The sequence below is a fragment of the Klebsiella aerogenes genome, assembly GCA_029027985.1.
Classification (GTDB): domain Bacteria; phylum Pseudomonadota; class Gammaproteobacteria; order Enterobacterales; family Enterobacteriaceae; genus Klebsiella; species Klebsiella aerogenes_A.
In genome coordinates this window covers 1,278,070-1,299,239 of record CP119076.1, presented here as the reverse complement: position 1 = coordinate 1,299,239, position 21,170 = coordinate 1,278,070, and the positions used below count along the sequence as shown (strand labels likewise).

The 21,170-nt window shown below is 55.6% G+C and carries 18 protein-coding genes; 5 read left to right on the top strand and 13 right to left on the bottom strand.

All coding sequences use genetic code 11. The features are described from left to right. The first annotated feature begins 2 nt into the window (after positions 1 to 2). Complete coding sequence (gene ppx, locus PYR66_06235; protein WEF29313.1) at positions 3 to 1,529, top strand: exopolyphosphatase; 1,527 nt, start codon at positions 3 to 5, stop codon at positions 1,527 to 1,529. A gap of 56 nt (positions 1,530 to 1,585) precedes the next feature. On the opposite strand, the gene PYR66_06230 is transcribed toward ppx, so the two are convergent. Next, complete coding sequence (locus PYR66_06230; GenBank protein ID WEF29312.1) at positions 1,586 to 3,817, bottom strand: EAL domain-containing protein; 2,232 nt, start codon at positions 3,815 to 3,817, stop codon at positions 1,586 to 1,588. Between the two features lie 370 nt (positions 3,818 to 4,187). Between PYR66_06230 and PYR66_06225 the strand changes: the two genes are divergently transcribed. Continuing rightward, positions 4,188 to 4,379, top strand: coding sequence for a YfgG family protein (locus PYR66_06225; protein WEF29311.1), 192 nt, complete (start codon positions 4,188 to 4,190; stop codon positions 4,377 to 4,379). 288 nt (positions 4,380 to 4,667) lie between these two features. On the opposite strand, the gene guaA is transcribed toward PYR66_06225, so the two are convergent. Then, positions 4,668 to 6,245 carry a glutamine-hydrolyzing GMP synthase gene (gene guaA, locus PYR66_06220; protein WEF29310.1) on the bottom strand — a complete coding sequence of 526 codons (1,578 nt, stop codon included), beginning with the start codon at positions 6,243 to 6,245 and terminating at the stop codon, positions 4,668 to 4,670. 69 nt (positions 6,246 to 6,314) lie between these two features. After that, entirely contained in the window at positions 6,315 to 7,781 is a 1,467-nt protein-coding gene (gene guaB / locus PYR66_06215; protein WEF29309.1) for an IMP dehydrogenase, read from the bottom strand. Positions 7,782 to 7,939: 158 nt separating this feature from the next. Here guaB and xseA point away from each other — a divergent pair, with 158 nt between their 5' ends. The 3 genes from xseA to PYR66_06200 all read left to right on the top strand — a co-directional run bounded on the left by xseA (position 7,940) and on the right by PYR66_06200 (position 10,757). Further along, positions 7,940 to 9,313, top strand: a complete 1,374-nt coding sequence (xseA, locus tag PYR66_06210) for an exodeoxyribonuclease VII large subunit (GenBank protein WEF29308.1) — start codon at positions 7,940 to 7,942, stop codon at positions 9,311 to 9,313. Between the two features lie 80 nt (positions 9,314 to 9,393). After that, positions 9,394 to 10,422 (top strand): M4 family metallopeptidase, encoded by a 1,029-nt coding sequence (locus PYR66_06205; protein WEF29307.1) that lies wholly within the window; start codon positions 9,394 to 9,396, stop codon positions 10,420 to 10,422. Next, on the top strand, positions 10,419 to 10,757 hold the full coding sequence (locus tag PYR66_06200) for a hypothetical protein (GenBank protein ID WEF29306.1): 339 nt from the start codon (positions 10,419 to 10,421) through the stop codon (positions 10,755 to 10,757). The genes PYR66_06205 and PYR66_06200 overlap by 4 nt, the downstream gene beginning before the upstream one ends. Here the strand turns inward: PYR66_06200 and PYR66_06195 are convergent. From PYR66_06195 to ndk, 10 genes are all read right to left on the bottom strand, one after another. Further along, positions 10,754 to 10,975, bottom strand: coding sequence for a zinc ribbon domain-containing protein (locus tag PYR66_06195; protein ID WEF29305.1), 222 nt, complete (start codon positions 10,973 to 10,975; stop codon positions 10,754 to 10,756). The genes PYR66_06200 and PYR66_06195 overlap by 4 nt on opposite strands. Before the next feature lie 35 nt (positions 10,976 to 11,010). Next, positions 11,011 to 12,111, bottom strand: coding sequence for a Gfo/Idh/MocA family oxidoreductase (locus tag PYR66_06190; protein ID WEF29304.1), 1,101 nt, complete (start codon positions 12,109 to 12,111; stop codon positions 11,011 to 11,013). 67 nt (positions 12,112 to 12,178) lie between these two features. Then, entirely contained in the window at positions 12,179 to 13,657 is a 1,479-nt protein-coding gene (der, locus tag PYR66_06185; protein ID WEF29303.1) for a ribosome biogenesis GTPase Der, read from the bottom strand. A 114-nt stretch (positions 13,658 to 13,771) separates the two neighbouring features. Beyond that, positions 13,772 to 14,950, bottom strand: coding sequence for an outer membrane protein assembly factor BamB (gene bamB, locus PYR66_06180; GenBank protein ID WEF29302.1), 1,179 nt, complete (start codon positions 14,948 to 14,950; stop codon positions 13,772 to 13,774). A gap of 10 nt (positions 14,951 to 14,960) precedes the next feature. Beyond that, on the bottom strand, positions 14,961 to 15,581 hold the full coding sequence (locus PYR66_06175; GenBank protein WEF29301.1) for a YfgM family protein: 621 nt from the start codon (positions 15,579 to 15,581) through the stop codon (positions 14,961 to 14,963). A gap of 33 nt (positions 15,582 to 15,614) precedes the next feature. Continuing rightward, entirely contained in the window at positions 15,615 to 16,889 is a 1,275-nt protein-coding gene (hisS, locus tag PYR66_06170) for a histidine--tRNA ligase (protein WEF29300.1), read from the bottom strand. Positions 16,890 to 16,978: 89 nt separating this feature from the next. After that, on the bottom strand, positions 16,979 to 18,100 hold the full coding sequence (gene ispG, locus PYR66_06165) for a flavodoxin-dependent (E)-4-hydroxy-3-methylbut-2-enyl-diphosphate synthase (protein ID WEF29299.1): 1,122 nt from the start codon (positions 18,098 to 18,100) through the stop codon (positions 16,979 to 16,981). A gap of 26 nt (positions 18,101 to 18,126) precedes the next feature. Further along, the gene (rodZ, locus tag PYR66_06160; GenBank protein ID WEF29298.1) at positions 18,127 to 19,113 is read right to left on the bottom strand and encodes a cytoskeleton protein RodZ; all 987 of its coding nucleotides are present in this window, start codon (positions 19,111 to 19,113) and stop codon (positions 18,127 to 18,129) included. A gap of 274 nt (positions 19,114 to 19,387) precedes the next feature. Then, positions 19,388 to 20,554: a bifunctional tRNA (adenosine(37)-C2)-methyltransferase TrmG/ribosomal RNA large subunit methyltransferase RlmN gene (locus PYR66_06155; GenBank protein WEF29297.1), complete on the bottom strand. Its 1,167-nt coding sequence runs from the start codon at positions 20,552 to 20,554 to the stop codon at positions 19,388 to 19,390. Positions 20,555 to 20,727: 173 nt separating this feature from the next. Then, positions 20,728 to 21,159, bottom strand: coding sequence for a nucleoside-diphosphate kinase (ndk, locus tag PYR66_06150; GenBank protein WEF29296.1), 432 nt, complete (start codon positions 21,157 to 21,159; stop codon positions 20,728 to 20,730). Between the last annotated feature and the right edge of the window lie 11 nt (positions 21,160 to 21,170).

Genomic DNA, 21,170 nt, shown 5'->3' with positions numbered 1-21,170 from the left:
CTATGCCAATAAACGAAAAAACCCCTCGGCCGCAGGAGTTCGCTGCGGTCGACCTTGGTTCGAACAGTTTTCATATGGTGATCGCCCGTGTCGTCGACGGGGCAATGCAGATCATCGGTCGCCTGAAGCAGCGTGTACATCTGGCTGATGGCCTGGATGAAAACTCGGTGTTGAGCGAAGAAGCGATGACTCGCGGGCTGAACTGTCTGTCGCTGTTTGCTGAACGTCTGCAAGGGTTCTCCCCCTCCAGCGTGTGTATCGTTGGGACGCACACCCTACGCCAGGCGGCCAACGCAGCGGATTTTCTTAAGCGTGCGGAAAAGGTCATCCCCTATCCGATAGAGATAATCTCCGGTAATGAAGAAGCGCGTCTGATCTTTATGGGCGTCGAACATACGCAGCCGGAGCGCGGTCGCAAACTGGTTATCGATATCGGCGGCGGTTCGACTGAACTGGTGATCGGCGAAGACTTCGAGCCCCGGCTGGTAGAAAGCCGCCGTATGGGCTGTGTAAGTTTCTCTCAGGCCTACTTCCCTGGCGGCACCATCAACAAAGAGAACTTCCAGCGCGCGCGTCTGGCGGCAGTGCAGAAGCTGGAAACGCTGGCGTGGCAGTTCCGCATTCAGGGCTGGAATGTCGCGCTTGGCGCCTCTGGCACCATCAAGGCCGCGCAGGAAGTGCTGGTGGCGATGGGCGAGAAAGACGGTTTTATTACCCCGGAACGCCTTGAAATGCTGGTTAGCGAACTGCTGAAGAATAAAAACTTCGATTCGTTAAGCCTGCCGGGCCTGTCGGAAGACCGTAAAGCGGTATTCGCGCCGGGGCTGGCTATTCTGTGCGGCGTATTTGATGCGCTGGCAATTAAAGAGCTTCGCCTGTCCGACGGCGCGTTGCGCGAAGGCGTGCTGTACGAGATGGAAGGCCGTTTCCGCCATCAGGACATTCGCAGCCGTACCGCGCAAAGCCTGGCCAACCAATACAACATCGACCGCGAACAGGCGCGTCGGGTACTGGAGACCATCACCCAGATGCTGGAACAGTGGCAGGAGCAAAATCCGAAACTGGCTAACCCGCATCTCTCAGCGTTGCTGAAATGGGCGGTGATGTTGCACGAAGTAGGGTTAAACATTAACCACAGCGGCATGCACCGCCATTCCGCCTATATTCTGCAAAACAGCGACCTGCCGGGCTTTAATCAGGAGCAACAAACGCTGATGGCCACTCTGGTGCGCTATCACCGCAAGGCGATTAAGCTCGATGATTTGCCGCGCTTTACGTTGTTTAAGAAAAAACAGTTCCTGCCGCTGATCCAGTTGCTGCGCCTTGGTGTGCTGCTGAATAACCAACGCCAGGCGACCACCACGCCACCGAAGCTGACGCTGAAGACGGAGGCCCACCACTGGACGTTGGTTTTCCCGCACGACTGGTTTAGCCAGAACGCGCTGGTGCTGCTGGATCTGGAGAAAGAGCAACAGTACTGGGAAGGCGTGCCGGAGTGGCTGTTGAAAATCACGGAAGAAGAAGCATAGCGTTAATTCCCGTCAGCCGATAACAGCCGGACGTTCACTCGTCCGGCTGTTTTGTTTCAAGCGACAGCCGCTGCGCTGACAAGTTCTTCAATCGGCGCTGGCTCGCCGATGTCATATCCCTGCATATAGTCGATTCCCAGCGATATCACCGCCTGGCGAATCTCCGGCGATTCCACAAATTCCGCCACTACCTGCATATGTTTAATCTGCGCCAACCGGCAAATCGACGCCACCACCTGGTAATCCAGGCTGCTGATGACCAGATTGCGGATGAAACTGCCGTCAATTTTCAACATATCGACGTTGAGGGTTTTCAGCCGCGCATAGCTGGCATAGCCGGTGCCAAAGTCATCAATCGCCACCCGACATCCCAGCTCCTGCAACCGCGCCAGCGTTTGCCGCGCCTGTTCCGGGTTGCTCAACGAGTGGTTTTCCGTCAGCTCAAAAATCAGCTGCCACGGTTCGATATTGTAACGGCGCAGCAACTCTTCCACTTCATCCGGGAAGCGACTGCGGCTGACCGACACTGGCGACAGATTGATCGCCAGACGCATGCCCGGCAGCGCCCGCCGGTTTTCATTCATAAAGGCCAGCGTATTCTCGATGACCCATTGGTCGATGCGCGAGACCAGGCCAAATTCGTGAGCGGCGGGCAGGAAGTTATCCGGCGCAATTAACTCACCCTTTTCGCCGACCATTCTCAGCAAGACTTCATGGTAGCTGTCGCCGCGTATACCAATAATTGGCTGCGCCATCAGGCGAAAACGATTTTGCTCCAACGCCTGCTGGATCTGGTTCATCATCGCCACTTTATTTTTCAGCCCCTGCTGTACATGAACGGCGCCGCGCCGCTGCACGTTTTCCGGATGTCCGCTGGCCAATGACATATCGGCGATATTATTCAATTCGCCCAGCAACAAATACAGATGTTTGACCGGCGAACGCACATTACAGTAGCTGATCCCAACCGGTGGCTGTAACGGTATGCCGTCCCAGATAAAGCGAAACTGTTTAATCCTCTCATCCAGCATCGCAATACGCTTTTGATGATCATCGCTATTCAGGCGCATGACCAGGTCATGACCGGAAAGATGGTAAACCATTTCGTTTGGCTGCAGCACATCGCTCAGGTACTCCGCCAACTGCTGCTTATACTGGATCCGCAGCAACACGCCATAGTGCCGCCCGAGCAGTTCCAGCTCCGGCATACGCAGAAAACACAGTACCGACCAGGTTGAATGGTTCAACGCCCGGCTTAACGCGCGTAAATTCGGCATATGAACCACCGGGTCGAGAAACGCCATCCGCCGCACCCGACGGTGAATCGTCCTCTGCTGCGTCGCCAGCATCGCCATATAAGCGATAATAAAAGAGAACACCAGATAGCTCGAAGATGTAATCGCCAACTGGTTATTGTAGATCGGTGAAGAGGGCAAGTAGCTGTAATGAAAATGAATAACCAGAATGAGCACTAGCGGCCATATCAGGGAAATAAAACGGTAGCCAAAACGCATCGCGCCCCACAGCATCACCGGCATAAGTAATGACAATGTATAATTTGTGCTAAATATTGTGCTACTCGCATTTAACGGCATGAATAATAAAAAGAGTATTATTAACAATGCCATTAACCAAATAATAATTTCTGTCGGCTTTATTTTCTGCCCAATTTGCAAACACACCTGGGATATAAAACCGCGTAAATGTAGCGGGTTACGAATAACCCGTATCAAAAAATACCACAGCGGCACACCGGTCAGACAACCGACCATCAACGCCTGAAAAGTGATTAGCGAGCGTAAACTAAATGGGTTTGCCCCCACCAGATCCGCCGCACGGGGGTGCAGACCAAGATACTCGGCAATCTGCGAAATGATGAGGAAAATCACCGAAGGCAGCAACATTTGCCAGAATAGCCGCTGCGGCATCAGAGAGACATTACCGTGAGATATCTGCTGACGGCGCGGCACGAAAATACGATAACCGCCCCAACACAGTACGGTGGGGATCAGGAAGTGAAACAGCACGCCGATGGTTTGCTCCAGCGTCATGCCACGCGTGACGGTCAGCAGCAACCCGACAATGATCCCCGGCAGTGCCGCCCAACCGAAAAACAGCATCAGGCTCAACACTAGCGCTAACGGAAGATAGTAGAGGAAAACGGTATGACCGTTAAGACTGGCGAATGTATTGGCGGCCCGCGCCACCGGTAAAAGCAGTGTCGGCAAGATAAGCGGCAGCGCCCACCATTTGTCCTGACATCGTCTGTATTGTTTAATTATACTCATAGATGCTCTACAAATTACCCCAACTCCCGCGGAGTATATTCAGACAGGCATCCAACCCGACCAGGCAAACCGCGAAAGTCATAACGTCGCGGAACAGGGGAAAGATTTTAGTGACCAGCAAATTCAGTCAGTTGATATAAATCAATAAACTAATTAGCTAATATTAATAAATCTTATTTTTTTGCGGCAATGCGCGATAACTAAAACCAGTGTAAATACGAATATTATCTTACATAACATTAAGTAATGTTTTAACGCTAAGATTTTTACACCGACGACAATTGACCCCGCCGCTATACTATGACTTAATACCCCCATCGCCCGTCTTCGGGTATACTTCAAGGAACCTTTTGTGAGTCAGGCACCCAGTATGCGTAAACGACATCGATTTAACCGTCGCATGACCCGTATCGTACTGCTTATCAGTTTTCTCTTCTTCTTTGGACGCTTCGTCTACTCCTCTATCGGTGCCTGGTACCATCATCAGGGCAAGCAAGAGTCGCAGCAATCGACCATCACTATCGATACCCCCAATACACCTACCGCTCCCGCGCAGGAATAACCGTTACGCACGCACGCTAAGGTGTTGCAGCAGATAAAGCCCCCCACTGGCGCCACTTCCAACCCGGCGGCTCAATCAAGACCGTTTTCTTCCGCTGTGCGCGTAATATCTATCGTAGCTGGGTTATCGAGGGATTCGTTTTTGCTGCAGGCCAATGAAGTGCTTCGCGACAATATGTAAGGACGTGCCGCCACCAGCGGCAGATGACCTACGGCAAGTGACGGTAAAAGCAGGGCATAAAAAAACCCTCTGTAAAAACAGAGGGCTTTGTTCAGCTATCAGATGGGGTTATTCCCACTCAATAGTCGCTGGCGGCTTGCCGCTGATGTCATACACCACGCGGGAAATGCCGTTAACTTCGTTGATGATACGGTTGGAGACGCGACCGAGGAAATCGTACGGCAGGTGCGCCCAATGCGCGGTCATAAAGTCGATGGTTTCTACCGCACGCAGGGAGACAACCCAGTCGTACTTACGGCCATCGCCCATCACGCCAACAGAGCGTACCGGCAGGAACACGGTGAACGCCTGGCTCACTTTGTCATACAGATCGGCTTTACGCAGCTCTTCGATAAAGATAGCGTCGGCGCGACGCAGCAGATCGCAGTACTCTTTCTTCACTTCGCCGAGCACGCGAACGCCGAGGCCCGGCCCCGGGAACGGGTGGCGGAACAGCATATCGTACGGCAGGCCCAGCTCCAGACCAATCTTACGCACTTCGTCTTTGAACAGCTCTTTCAGCGGCTCAACGAGGCCCATCTTCATCTCTTTCGGCAAACCGCCAACGTTGTGGTGAGACTTGATGACGTGCGCTTTACCGGTCGCGGAAGCGGCGGATTCGATCACGTCAGGGTAGATAGTCCCCTGCGCCAGCCATTTCACGTCTTCCAGCTTCAGCGCTTCTTCGTCAAATACTTCAACGAAGACGCGACCGATGATTTTACGCTTCGCTTCCGGGTCGTTTTCTCCCTTCAGCGCAGTCAGGAAGCGCTCTTCGGCTTCGACATGCACGATGTTCAGGCCGAAACGGTCGCCGAACATGTCCATAACCTGTTCGGCTTCGTTCAGGCGCAGCAGGCCGTTATCGACAAAGACACAGGTCAGGTTTTTGCCGATAGCGCGGTGCAGCAACATCGCGGTGACGGAAGAGTCAACGCCGCCGGACAGGCCAAGGATGACTTTATCTTCGCCAACCTGCTGGCGAATACGCTCAACCGCGTCATCGATGATCTTCGCCGGCGTCCACAGCGCTTCACAGTGGCAGATATCACGCACGAAGCGTTCCAGCATACGCAGGCCCTGACGGGTATGGGTCACTTCCGGGTGGAACTGCACGCCGTAGAAGCGTTTTTCTTCATTCGCCATAATGGCGAACGGGCAGCTTTCGGTACTGGCGACGGTAACGAAGTCAGACGGGATAGCCGTGACTTTATCGCCATGGCTCATCCACACGTCCAGCAGCGGTTTACCGTCAGCGCTCAGCGCATCTTCGATACCCTGAATCAGCGCGCTGTCAGTCTGTACTTCAACCTGTGCATAGCCGAACTCACGCTCGTTGGAGGCTTCAACGTGACCGCCTAGCTGCATTGCCATGGTCTGCATGCCGTAGCATACGCCGAATACTGGTACGCCTGCTTCGAAGACGTACTGCGGGGCGCGCGGGCTGTTGTCTTCAGTCGTGCTTTCCGGGCCGCCGGAAAGAATGATGCCGTTCGGGTTGAACTCGCGGATCTGAGCTTCGGTCACGTCCCAAGCCCAGAGTTCGCAATAAACCCCTAACTCGCGTACGCGACGCGCAACCAGTTGGGTGTACTGAGAACCGAAGTCCAGGATAAGAATGCGATGTTTATGAATGTTATCCGTCATTGACGTTAATTCCAGAGAAGTAGCGATGATTGAATAAAAATCGCCCGGCGCGTAGCCGGGCGATGAAAATCAGGAGCCCATGCGGTAGTTCGGGGATTCCTTAGTGATCGTCACGTCGTGAACGTGGCTCTCCTGGATGCCCGCGCCGCTGATACGCACGAACTCTGCTTTGGTACGCAGGGCGTCGATAGTACCACAACCGGTCAGACCCATACAGGAGCGCAGGCCGCCCATCTGCTGGTGAATGATCTCTTTCAGGCGGCCTTTATAGGCAACGCGGCCTTCGATACCTTCCGGCACCAGTTTGTCAGCAGCGTTATCGCTCTGGAAGTAACGGTCAGAGGAGCCTTTGGACATCGCGCCCAGAGAACCCATACCACGGTAGGATTTGTAAGAACGCCCCTGATAAAGTTCGATTTCACCCGGGGATTCTTCGGTACCGGCCAGCATGGAGCCTACCATCACCGCGGCGGCACCTGCGGCGATCGCTTTCGCGATATCACCGGAGAAGCGGATGCCGCCATCGGCGATAACCGGAATACCGGTGCCTTCCAGCGCTTCAACCGCGTCGGAAACGGCGGTGATCTGCGGTACGCCTACGCCGGTGACGATACGGGTGGTACAGATAGAACCCGGGCCGATACCTACTTTCACCGCACTCACGCCAGCTTCCGCCAGGGCACGAGCGCCCGCGCCGGTTGCCACGTTACCGCCGATGATTTGCAGGTCAGGATATTTAGCGCGCGTTTCGCGAATACGCTGCAGAACGCCTTCAGAATGACCATGAGAGGAGTCGATCAACAGAACATCAACGCCGGCGGCAACCAGCGCGTCAACACGCTCTTCGTTACCCGCGCCAGCGCCGACTGCCGCGCCAACGCGCAGGCGGCCGTGCTCATCTTTACAAGCATTCGGTTTACGTTCCGCTTTCTGGAAGTCTTTTACGGTGATCATGCCGCGCAGGTGGAAGTTATCATCAACGACCAGCGCTTTTTCTACGCGTTTTTCGTGCATTTTTGCGAAGACCACTTCGCGGCTTTCGCCTTCACGCACGGTAACCAGACGTTCTTTCGGCGTCATATAGACGCTGACCGCCTGGTTCAGGTCAGTCACGAAACGCACGTCGCGACCGGTGATGATGCCGACCAGTTCGTTGTCTTCGGTCACCACCGGATAACCGGCGAAACCGTTACGTTCGGTCAGTTCTTTCACTTCACGCAGCGTGGTGGTCGGCAGCACGGTCTGCGGATCGCTTACCACACCAGATTCATGTTTCTTCACGCGCTTAACTTCTTCAGCCTGGCGCTCGATGGACATGTTTTTATGAATAAAGCCGATGCCGCCTTCCTGTGCCAGAGCAATTGCCAGGCGCGCTTCAGTTACGGTATCCATAGCCGCGGAAAGCATAGGAATATTCAGACGAATAGTTTTCGTCAGCTGGGTGCTGAGATCGGCAGTATTCGGCAGAACGGTAGAATGAGCGGGAACAAGGAGAACGTCGTCAAACGTCAGGGCTTCTTTAGCGATACGTAGCATGGGCAATATCTCGACCAGGGTGGATAAATATTGCCGTGGCATTATACAGAGCGTAACCGATTGCATCTACCCTTTTTTGAAAATAATACTTGCGATCCCCCCTCAGCACGTTACTATCGACTGAATAACCTGCTGATTTAGAATTTGATCTTGCTCACATGTTGCCATCTCAATCCCCCGCAATTTTTACGGTTAGCCGCCTGAATCAGACGGTTCGTTTACTGCTGGAACGCGAAATGGGTCAGGTATGGATAAGCGGCGAGATCTCGAACTTTAGCCAACCCTCCTCCGGCCACTGGTACTTCACCTTAAAAGACGATAACGCCCAGGTGCGCTGCGCGATGTTCCGCAACAGCAATCGTCGCGTCACGTTTCGCCCACAGCACGGGCAGCAGGTATTGGTTCGCGCCAATATCACGCTGTACGAGCCGCGCGGCGACTACCAGATCATCGTTGAAAGCATGCAGCCCGCCGGTGAAGGCCTGCTGCAGCAAAAATACGAGCAGCTGAAAGCGCAGCTGACGGCAGAGGGACTATTCGATCAGCTTCACAAGCAGACTCTCCCCTCCCCCGCGCACTGTGTCGGCGTGATCACCTCAAAAACCGGCGCGGCGCTGCATGACATTCTGCATGTCCTGAAACGCCGCGATCCGTCGCTGCCGGTGATTATCTACCCTACGGCGGTACAAGGCGAGGATGCGCCGGGGCAAATCGTTCGCGCTATCGAATTAGCCAACCAGCGCCAGGAGTGCGATGTCCTGATTGTCGGGCGCGGCGGCGGTTCGCTGGAAGATTTATGGAGTTTTAACGATGAACGAGTCGCGCGGGCGATTTTTGCCAGCCGCATTCCGGTAGTCAGCGCCGTCGGCCATGAAACTGACGTCACCATCGCGGATTTCGTCGCTGACCTGCGAGCGCCGACCCCTTCAGCAGCGGCGGAGATCGTCAGCCGCAACCAGCAGGAACTGCTGCGACAATTACAGTCCGGGCAGCTGCGCCTGGAGATGGCGATGGACTATTTCCTCGCCAATCGCCATCGCCGCTTTACTCAGCTGTTCCACCGTTTGCAGCAGCAGCACCCGCAGCTGCGCTTAGCGCGCCAGCAAACCGAGCTGGAACGCTTGCGTCAACGGATGCACTTTGCCCTGGAAAGCCAGCTCAAACGCGCCGATCAGCGCCAACAGCGCGCCATCCAGCGTTTGAATCAACACAACCCGCAGCCGCGCATCCATCGCGCGCAGTCGCGAATTCAACAGCTGGAATACCGGCTGGCGGAGAACATTCGCGCCCGCCTGAGCGAACAACGCGAGCGCTTTGGCAATATGGTCACCCATCTGGAAGCGGTCAGCCCGCTGGCTACGCTGGCTCGCGGCTATAGCGTCACCTCAGTTGGCGACGGCAACGTGCTGAAAAAGATTAAACAGGTACAGGCTGGCGATGTCGTGACCACCCGCCTGGAAGATGGCTGGATCGAGAGCGAAGTGAAAAACATTACGCCAGCGAAGAAAACCCGTACCCGCAAAAAAGCCTGATAATCGCCCCATCGCATACGAGGATAACTATACTGCTGTCATGCCCTTGTAAAACGGTTTATCCGGCTAAGGAGCGTGATATGTCCGATGCTTATCCTCGTTACGTTATTCCACCCTACATTCTGCGCCGCATTGTCGACCATGGTTCCCGCCAGCAGCAGCGCTGCGCACAGCAGACGCTCAGCCACGTACAGAGCTTAATGGCGCATGTGCCAGGCAGACCTGCCGCCGCGCATGTCACCACGCCAGGGCTGCTTGAGCGTGATATTTATGACGGCCAACAAACTCAAGAGCTCCCCGGCATTCAGGTTCGTTTTGAGGGGCAACCCTCCAATGGCGACGTTGCCGTGGATGAAGCTTATGCGTATCTCGGCATCACCCATGAGTTCTTTTGGAAAATCTATCGGCGTGATTCACTGGACAATCAAGGGCTGAAGCTGACCGGAACAGTCCATTATGGCCATGAATATCAAAATGCGTTCTGGAATGGACAGCAAATGGTATTCGGCGACGGTGATGGCGAGATTTTTAATCGCTTCACCATCGCCGTTGATGTGGTGGCGCATGAATTAAGCCACGGCGTCACCGAGAGTGAAGCGGGGCTTATCTACTTTGAACAATCCGGCGCGCTGAACGAATCGTTATCAGATGTCTTTGGTTCGCTGGTCAAACAATACCAACGCCAGCAAACGGCGGATAAAGCAGACTGGCTTATCGGCGAGGGGTTGCTTGCTAAAGGCATTCACGGCAAAGGTCTGCGCTCTATGGTGCATCCGGGAACCGCCTTTGATGATCCGGTACTGGGCAAAGATCCGCAACCCGCGCATATGAAAGATTTCGTTCATACGCAACAGGACAACGGCGGCGTGCACATAAATTCCGGGATCCCCAATCACGCGTTTTATCTTGCTGCCAGCGCACTCGGCGGCTTTTCCTGGGAGAAAGCGGGATATGCCTGGTACGACGCCGTGTGCGACCCATCACTGGCGAAAAATGCGGATTTTGCCGCTTTTGCCCGGATGACCATTCATCATGGGGAGAAGCGTTTCGACAAAGATGTTGCCGATGCCATTACCAACGCATGGAAAAGCGTCGGAGTCACGCCATGAACCTACTTAGCCTCAGCGATGATGCGATCATTGAACTGGCGCGCGAGGGCGGAGTCGCCTGGCTCCCAACGCTAAGCGGCATGCGTAAAATTGTCGTTTCCCAACTCAACGACCAACAAAAGCAGCGGATCGCCGAAATCCTCCAGCAATCGCTGCCGCTGGGTAAACCGCCAGGGCAGCCCGACTCGCCGGGCCGCGGCGACCAGCGTTTCTATCGTATTCAGATAATCAGCGAACAGCGCTATAGCCGTTTGATCGTCCTGATCCCTGAGGAGCGAGCGCCAGTCGCGTTGGTCAATCTCTGGCGCGACGGTGAAGACTGTACCAGCGATTAAGATTCAACCGGCACAAACTCAACGCGCTTTTTCGATATCAGGCCGTGACCGTGCTGGCAGAAATAATCCACCGCGCCGCAGGCCTTCAACACCTCCAGTAGCTGGTGACAATCCGGGCAACGTGCTTCCACGACAAAATCTTTCTTGCAGTGGGCGCAACGGGCGCTGTTGCCCTGCGCTTCCAGCGGGCCGTGGCAAACGGGACAATTGAGTTCCATAATGGCTCCTTCTTGCAGTCAATACCGCGAGTTTATCACGTCACGAGTGAGTGCGGTCCGCGCAGTTGCTGCTGTAGCTGCAACAGCAGTTCGACTTCTCTGATACGTCGCTGGGTGAGTCGGCTAATTTCCTGCGGCGCACGTGCGAATAAACTGTGCTCAGTTAAAATATATCCGCCAAGGCAATGTTCATAAATCGTTCCCGACCGCGTCCAGCGCTGGATTCGTTCACCTTCGATTAACTCAACCACTTCGCGATTGTCACGCCGATCGTGGTTTATCACCCGCCCATCGCGCAGCGTTATCCGCAACCCCTTCTGCCCGCCTGACGGACCGGCATATTTGTTCAGCCAGATATGCAGCGGGATACCGCCCGCTGCGCCCTGCAAATACGCTTCGCCTTCAGCGGTATGCTTATCGCCGCGTGCAATCGGCTGGCCCAGACGATCTTTCGCCTCGCAGAGCGACAAGCGCAGCTCATCGTCGCCTCCGCAATAACGCACCGTCTCACGCAGCATCGCCAGCACATGGGTGCCGATATCGAGAACCACACCATCCGGATGGCGCAGCTGCCGGGAGTCCGGCTCGCCGGTGGCGAAATTAAGCGCAATTGGCTCCCCCAGGGCATTAAAGCCGCTCTGCTCCTGCAGGAAACCGTCGATACGCGCAATATCCTGTAGCGCCGTCACTGGCGGCTGCACAAGCCGCGCGCCGTTATCCGGCTGCCAGTTAGCATCCAACTGGCCTAACGCCAGCTTAAAGGCGCCATCGCGCGCCATCCAGTGATCGAGCGCCAATACCCGTGCTGCGTTTGCCGGAACAGTCAGTAGCTGGCGTAATCGCGCAATCTGTTCAAGACTGGCGACAATCGGCTTTTCTACCACAATGCGCGGACATGACGTGGCCAGCGCCGCTTCCAGAACCGGCAGGTGTTGTAAAGAGACGGTGGTAATAAACAGCATCTCCAGCGGTTCAGCCAGTAATGCAGAAAGAGATGCCGCCCGGGTAACGCCCGGCAGGTTTCGCGCCGGATTGCTATCAAAACCACTGCAGGTTAGCGGCAGCGCCAGATGCCGCAGTGCCGGTAGGTATGCGGTCTCTACCACCGCGCCAAGTCCAACGAATCCTATAGACATTATTCTCCCCCTCGCGGTGGCAACGAATGATTTCAATAAAAAAACCCGCCTGGGGCGGGTTTTTGAATTACTTACTCTTCTTGATGTGCTTAATCAAGCGCTTACGCTTACGCATCTGGTTCGGCGTCAGGGTGTTGCGCTTATTCGCAAACGGGTTTTCCCCTTCCTTGAACTGAATGCGAATCGGCGTACCCATGACATCCAGCGATTTACGGAAGTAATTCATCAGGTAACGCTTGTAGGAATCCGGCAGGTCTTTCACCTGGTTGCCGTGAATCACCACGATCGGCGGGTTATAACCACCGGCGTGCGCATATTTCAGCTTCACGCGACGGCCGCGCACCAGCGGCGGCTGATGGTCTTCCGCCGCCATGGTCATAATGCGGGTCAGCATGGCGGTACCGACGCGACGGGTGGCGCTGTCGTAAGCTTCGCGAACGGATTCAAACAGGTTGCCGACGCCGCTGCCGTGCAGTGCGGAGATAAAGTGCACGCGGGCAAAGTCGATGAAGCCCAGACGGAAGTCGAGGGTTTCTTTCACCTGCTCTCTCACTTCCTGGCTCAGGCCATCCCATTTGTTGACCACGATAACCAGTGAGCGACCGCTGTTAAGGATAAAGCCCAGCAGCGACAGGTCCTGATCGGAAATGCCTTCACGGGCATCGATAACCAGCATCACCACGTTGGCGTCTTCAATGGCCTGCAAGGTCTTGATCACCGAGAATTTCTCAACCACATCGGTGATTTTGCCGCGCTTACGCACGCCTGCGGTATCGATCAGCACGTACTCGCGCTCGTCGCGCTGCATCGGGATGTAGATGCTGTCGCGGGTGGTTCCCGGCATATCGTAGACCACCACGCGATCTTCGCCGAGAATGCGGTTAGTCAGCGTGGATTTACCGACGTTTGGACGGCCGACAATCGCCAACTTGATAGGCAGATCCTGTGGGTTGAAGTCATCTTCCGGCTCTTCAATCTCTTCGCCATTTTGCTCGGCTTCGAACTGCGCCCAGTAAGCGGCGTCTTCATCGACTTCTTCTTGCGGATTAACTTCATCCACCCACGGTAGCAGGACGTGTTCCAGCAGGCTGGTTACGCCACGACCGTGCGAAGCGGCGATCGGATAAATATCGCCCAGACCCAGCGACCAGAAGTCGGCCATCGCCTGATCGACGTCGATGCCGTCGGTTTTGTTCGCCACCAGGAAAGTCGGTTTTTCGCGAGAACGCAGATGTTTGGCGATCGCGGAGTCCGCTGGCATCAGGCCCGCGCGCGCATCCACCATAAACAGCACGACGTCAGCCTCTTCAATTGCCAACAGCGACTGTTCCGCCATCCGGGTTTCCACGCCTTCTTCCGTACCGTCGATACCGCCGGTATCGATACAGATGAATTCGCGGCCTTCCACTTCAGCACGACCGTACTTACGGTCACGAGTCAGCCCCGGAAAATCCGCGACCAACGCGTCACGAGTGCGCGTTAAGCGGTTGAAGAGCGTGGATTTTCCAACGTTAGGGCGCCCGACAAGCGCGACCACAGGTATCATGTTAAATGCCTCATACAAATTGCAATACACCGTCGTTTTCACGAGGTTTTTAAAAAAGTCAAAACGGCCCCTGTCTGCCAGGAGCCGTTTATTAAAGCGATACTACCGCGCGACTTAACGCGTGATCGAATACAGCGTACCGTCTTTTGCCTGGATAAGCAGGCGGCCATCGGCAATAACCGGATCGGTCAGGAAGCCTGAGCTATCGACTTTCTGCTGCGCCACAAAGTGGCCGTCTTCCGGGTTAATCCAGTGCATGTAGCCTTCGCTATCACCCACCACCAGGCTGCCGTTATACAGCGCCGGAGAGGTCAACAGACGATGCAGCAGATCGCTCTGGGTCCACACCGTCACGCCGCCATCAGTGGTCAGCGCCAGCAGGCGGTCGTTCTGATCGACCAGATAGATACGGTCGCCGTCAACGATGAAATCGTTCACTGAACCCAGCTCGCGTTTCCAGATAATCTGGCCGCTGCGCAGATCCAACGCGGTCAGGTTGCCATTATAAGCCAGCGTGTAAACCACGCCATTAACGATAACCGGGGTGGTATCCACGTCGTTCAGACGGTCGATTTCAGTCGGACCCGTCGCTGTAGAAATACGTTGCTGCCAAATCATCTGACCCTGCTGCATCAGCACGGCGCTGACGCGGCCGTTATCACCACCCACAATCGCCGCGCCGTAGGCGGTCGCCGGAGCGGATTCACCGCGCAGGGAGAGCGCTGGCATGTCCAGGTTCACGGTCCATTTCACCGCGCCGTCGGTTTCGTTCAGCGCTTGCAGTTGGCCATTACTGGTATGTACCAGCACCATGCCATCGCTGACTACCGGACGAGAAATCGCTTCACCCGCAACGCGGCTCTGCCACGCGACGGTACCGTCGCTGGTATTCAACGCGAACAGCTGCGCTTTTTCAGTACCGATATAAACGTGGCCGCCAGAAACCGTCAGGCCGCCGGAGAGCAGCGCCGGCGCGCGCGAGAACCAGCCGTCTTTTTCCGCCAGATTCACCGACCAGACTTCTTTGCCGTCTTCAGCGTGCAGTGCTTTAACGGTGCCTTTACGGTCAGCCGCATAAACCACGCCGTCGGCAAAGGCCGGGTGCAGGTTGGAGTAGAAATCACCGATACCATCGCCAACGGAAGTGCTCCAGGACGTGGACGGCGTAAACTGGTTTTCCACCGTCGGCAGCGGCGACATTTTCACCACATCTTCTTCGCTATTAAACAGCGAGCAACCGCTCAGTAAGGTAACGGAAAGCAGCCCTGGCAAAAGTAATTTACGCAATTGCATCGAGTCCCTCTCAGATGGACAAATTATTTATTTTCATACGCATCATTTCGCTGAGCGCTGGCGACGCATCGCTTTTCGCGCCTGCTTCCCAGGCTGCGCGGGCGCCCTGCTTGTCGCCTTTGCTCAGCAGAATTTCACCGCGCAGATCGGCGACGATAGCGGTCCAGCCTTCGCCTTTAATGCCTTCCAGGGTTTTCAGCGCCGCATCCGGCTGCTTAAGCTGCAGCTGTACACGCGCCAGACGCATGTTGATAACCGATTTCAGATTATCGTCGGACGCGGCAGCCAAGCCCTGCTGCAGCTGCTTTTCAGCACCCTGCAGATCGTTTTTGTCGACCAGACGCTGCGCCAGCTCGAGGGACGCGAACGCGCCATAGGTAGTTTTGCTGTCGGCGGCGAATTTCTCCGCCGCGCTCAGCGCCTCAGGCTTGTCCGATTTGAGCGCAGAAATCGCATTCTCGTAGGCCAAAGAGGAATCCCGGGCCGTATCCAGCTGGTGGGAGGTCCAGTAGCGCCAGCCAACCAGGGCGCCGATCCCTAAAATCACCCCGACGGCCAACGCTTTACCGTTCTCGGCAAAGAAGCGTTTAAGGGCGTCGACCTGATCGTTTTCGTTGTTGAAAGTTTCCACGCAGTCCTTCTCCTGACTAATGGTTCCGGGAAATTAACCCAGAAGTGTGCGCAAATGCGCGGCAACGCTATCCTGCGTTACGGTAGTTTGCTCACCTGAGCGTAAATCCTTCACTACCACGTTTCCGTCAGCAATTTCTGACTCACCGACCACCAGTGCGACGCGCGCGCCCCACTTATCGGCGCGGGCGAACTGCTTCTTAAAGTTGCCGCCGCCGTGGTTGGTCATCAGCTTAACACCGGGCAGCGCATCGCGAACCTGCTCAGCCAGACGCATTGCCGCAGACTGAGTATCGGTACCGGAGGCTACCAGGTATATATCGACAACAGGATCGGCTTTAAATTCCGGATTGACTGCCTGAACCAATAAAACAAGACGTTCCAGACCCATCGCGAAGCCTACCGCCGGGGTCGCTCGGCCGCCCAGTTGCTCAACCAGACCGTCGTAACGGCCGCCGGCGCAGACGGTACCCTGCGAACCGAGGCTGGTGGTCACCCACTCGAACACGGTACGGTTATAATAATCGAGCCCGCGAACCAGACGCTGGTTGACGGTATAGCCGATACCCGCCGCGTCAAGCAGCGCGCACAGCCCGGCAAAGTGTTCTTTGGATTCCTCATCCAGATAGTCACCCAGCGCCGGCGCATCGTTCAGCAGCGCCTGGACTTCCGGGTTCTTGGAATCCAACACGCGCAGCGGGTTGGTATACATGCGGCGTTTGCAGTCTTCGTCGAGTTTATCTTTATACTGTTCAAGATAAGCGACCAGCGCATCGCGATAGGTCGCGCGCGCTTCCAGCGAACCGATGGAGTTTAATTCCAGAGCGACGTGGTTAGCGATACCCAGCTCACGCCACCAGCGCGCCGTCAGCATGATAAGCTCGGCGTCGATGTCCGGCCCCTGCAGGCCAAAGACTTCCACACCAATCTGATGGAACTGACGATAGCGGCCTTTCTGCGGACGTTCGTGGCGGAACATCGGCCCCACGTACCACAGACGCTGTTCTTGATTGTACAGCAGACCATGCTCGATGCCGGCACGTACACAGCCCGCCGTTCCTTCCGGACGCAGCGTCAGGCTATCGCCATTGCGGTCTTCGAAGGTATACATCTCTTTTTCAACCACGTCGGTCACTTCGCCGATCGCGCGTTTGAATAACGGGGTCTGCTCTACAATCGGCAAACGGATTTCGCTGTAACCGTAGCTACCAAGCACCTGCTTCAGTGAGCCTTCAATGCGCTGCCAGAGAGCGGTTTCGCCCGGCAGATAATCGTTCATGCCACGAATGGCTTGAATGTTCTTTGCCACGTTTATTCTCTTTATATATAAAAATGAACCCCGGCGCGTTGCGCCCGCAGGTTCAATCATACACGGGAAGCGTATTGCTTCCCAACACGTTATTTTGCTTCAACCTGCTGAACTTCAATACGACGTGCTTCATCCAGTATGGTTGCTTTCGCGCGGATACGCGCTTCCAACTGGTCGATCATATCGTTGTTGTCCAGTCGATCTTTGCGCACGCCGTCTTCGTACAGGCCGCTTTTCTTGTTGCCGCCGGTGACGCCGAGGGTGGATACCAGCGCTTCACCCGGACCGTTTACCACGCAGCCGATGATCGAAACATCCATCGGGGTGATGATATCTTCCAGACGCTGCTCCAGCGCGTTCACCGTACCGATCACGTCAAATTCCTGGCGCGAACAGGTTGGGCAGGCGATGAAGTTAATGCCGCGGGCGCGAATGCGCAGCGACTTCAGAATATCGAAACCAACTTTGATCTCTTCAACCGGATCCGCCGCCAGCGAAACACGCAGCGTGTCGCCGATCCCTTCGGAAAGCAGTAAGCCTAAGCCGATCGCTGATTTCACCGCGCCGCTACGCGCGCCGCCGGCTTCGGTGATCCCCAAATGCAGCGGCTGATCGATCTGCTTCGCCAGCAGGCGATAGGATTCGACCGCGAGGAAGACGTCGGAGGCTTTTACACTGACTTTAAACTGATCGAAGTTCAGACGATCGAGATGATCGACATGGCGCATAGCGGATTCGAGCAGCGCCTGCGGCGTCGGCTCGCCGTATTTTTCCTGCAGATCTTTTTCCAGCGAACCGGCGTTGACGCCGATACGGATGGGAATGTTTTTATCGCGCGCGCAGTCAACAACCATGCGGATGCGCTCTTCGTTGCCGATGTTGCCTGGGTTGATACGCAGGCAATCAACGCCGTATTCCGCGACTTTCAGCGCGATGCGGTAGTCAAAGTGGATATCGGCGACCAGCGGGACGTTAACCTGCTGCTTGATGAGTTTGAAAGCTTCCGCCGCGTCCATTGTCGGAACGGAAACGCGGACAATGTCCGCGCCTACGCGCTCTAAAGCTTTGATTTGATTTACCGTCGCTTCCACATCGGTGGTGCGAGTATTGGTCATCGACTGTACGGCGATGGGAGCCCCATCGCCAATCGGCACATTACCAACGTAAATTCGTTTGGATTTTCTACGTTGAATCGGAGCCTGGTTATGCATGAAAAATCTCCCGCGTTACCCGTCTATTACTGCGCCGGTGATTGTTCGGCATTAAGGGTCAGACGCGCAACCTGGTTAGTTCTGATAAAACGACTCAAATCGACGGGTTTGCCCAGATACTGGATTTGCACCGCAGCCGGCGCGCCGATTTTCAGTTTATACGGCGCCTGACCGCTCAGGTTCAGATTCCCGCCTTTACGCTGCAGGCCGCTGAACAGTTTTTTACCGGTCGCATCGCTCACTTCCAGCCAGCAATCGGCATTGAAGTTCATCACCAGATCCTGAGCGGAAGCCGCCGTCGCCGCGTTCGCCTGATCGGTCGGCAACGCCGGGGTCTGCGCTGGCGCAGCAGGCGCGGCGGCAGCGGTATCGACGTTAGCCTGAGAAGGGGCGACCACCGCGTTGTTATCAACCGGCGCTGGCGTTGCCGCCGGCGCGCTCGGCGCAGGCGCGGTCGAGGTATCAACCGGCGCGCTGTTGCTATTGGCGGCAGTGGTATCCGGCGCGTTATTCTCCGAACCGGTATCCAGCGGAATCGACTGGCTGCCGTTCAGATCGCTCGTGGATTGATCGGCCATGCTGGTGATCTCTTCCTGCTGCGCTTTATGGTCTTGCCACCACCATGCGCCGCTCAGGCCGACAACCACGAACAAAATCAGCCAGGTAAAGCTCATCAACCAGCCGTCGCGTTTTTTACGACGTTTACCCAGCGAGAAGTTCTGCATCGGCGCCACTTTGGCGGCGCGAATCGGCGTCTGTTTCGCCATCATCGGCAGCAGTTCTTCTTCCGGAATATGTACGAGGCGAGCGTAGGAACGGATATAGCCGCGCAGGAAGGTCGAAGCGAGATCGGCTGGCGCCTTATCTTCTTCAATATCACGAACCGTGGAAACCTTCAGGCATAAGCGCTCAGCCACCGCTTGCTGGCTGAGTCCGAGTTGTTCGCGGGCGTTACGCAGGCGCGCGCCCGTAGTGTTTGCTTCTTGATGGTCTTGAGTGGCTTCAGTATTCATTCGCTACAACTACTGGTACGTGAAATTTAAAGTTCAGCGCGGGAAAGAGCCTGCGCCGCGAGACACTGCTCAACGTCAGCCGACAGTATAAGACTGTCCGGGCGACTATCACAGAGACTTATCAATATTGAATGCTAAGCGGTTGTTGTACCGCTACATACTGCCTCAAAGTCGACAAAAACGCACCGTAATTATTAACCGAATCAGCGTATTTCGCCTGATAATTCGACATAAATATGCAGCGCACGACAAAAGCGGTGCGCTGCATAACTTATCAGACGGCTTTCACGTCGATCGCTTCACCCTGCATACGCTTACGCAGCGTACGCTTGGTACGGTCGATGACATCGCCCGCCAGCTGGCCGCAGGCAGCATCGATATCGTCGCCGCGGGTTTTACGCACGATAGTGGTGAAGCCGTACTCCATCAGTACTTTGGAGAAACGGTCGATGCGGCTGTTGGAGCTACGACCATACGGTGCGCCCGGGAACGGGTTCCATGGGATCAGGTTGATCTTACACGGCGTATCCTTCAGCAGCGCCGCCAGTTCGTGGGCGTGCTCGGTACCATCGTTGACGTGATCCAGCATGACGTACTCGATGGTCACGCGGCCCTGATTGGCGTTGGACTTCGAAATATAGCCGCGTACCGAGTTCAGGAAGGTCTCGATGTTGTACTTTTTGTTGATCGGTACAATCTCGTCGCGGATGGTGTCGTTCGGCGCGTGCAGGGAAATCGCCAGCGCGACGTCGATCATATCGCCGAGTTTATCCAGCGCCGGAACCACGCCGGAAGTCGACAGGGTCACACGACGTTTGGAAAGACCAAAACCGAAATCGTCCAGCATGATTTCCATCGCCGGAACCACGTTGTTAAGGTTCAGCAGCGGCTCGCCCATCCCCATCATCACCACGTTGGTGATCGGACGCACGCCGGTGGTCTTCACCGCGCCGACGATTTTCGCCGCGCGCCAGACCTGGCCGATAATTTCAGAAACACGCAGGTTGCGGTTAAAGCCCTGCTGAGCGGTGGAGCAGAATTTACATTCCAGCGCGCAGCCGACCTGTGAAGAGACACACAGGGTCGCGCGGTCGTCTTCCGGGATGTATACCGTCTCAACGCGCTGATCGCCAACGGCAATCGCCCATTTGATGGTGCCGTCGCTGGAGCGCTGCTCTTCGACGACTTCCGGCGCGCGGATCTCCGCCACTTCCTTCAATTTACCGCGCAGGACTTTGTTGATGTCGGTCATCTCATCAAAGTCATCGCAGCAGTAGTGATACATCCATTTCATCACCTGATCGGCGCGGAAAGGCTTTTCGCCCATGTTTTTGAAAAACTCGCGCATCTGCTGACGGTTTAAATCCAGCAGGTTAATTTTGGCATCTTTGTTCGGCACCGTCAGAGCGGCGGTATCAGGTGTGACAATTTGTTCAGACATAGTTAATTCCGGCCTCGTTATTACACGTTATGGCCCCAGGTGGGTTGAAAAAGAAACGCCCCGGAGAGCGGCTGCTCGTCCGGGGACGCTATATTCTACAAATTCTGGCGCATGGATGCCACTTCTGCACGCGGCATTCGCTAAATTTCGCTAAATAAAGTGTAAACGTGCCCTTAGCGGGTACGTGGGCACACTTCGCCTTCTGCGAAGAAGTAAGCGATCTCGCGCGCAGCGGATTCTACAGAGTCGGAACCGTGGGTGCCGTTCTCGGTGAAGCTGTCCGCGTAGTCAGCGCGCAGAGTACCTGCCAGCGCGTTGTCCGGGTTGGTGGCGCCCAGCAGGTCACGGTGACGCTGCACTGCGTTTTCGCCTTCCAGTACGGAAACCACGATCGGGCCGGAAGTCATGAACTCAACCAAACCGTCGAAGAACGGACGACCTTCGTGCTCAGCATAGAAACCGCGAGCCTGTTCAACGGTCAGATGCAGCATTTTGGTGCCGACGATTTTGAACCCTGCAGCTTCAAAGCGAGAAAAGATGCCGCCAATAACGTTTTTTGCCACCGCGTTTGGTTTAATGATGGAAAAAGTACGTTCAATAGCCATGATTACCTCTA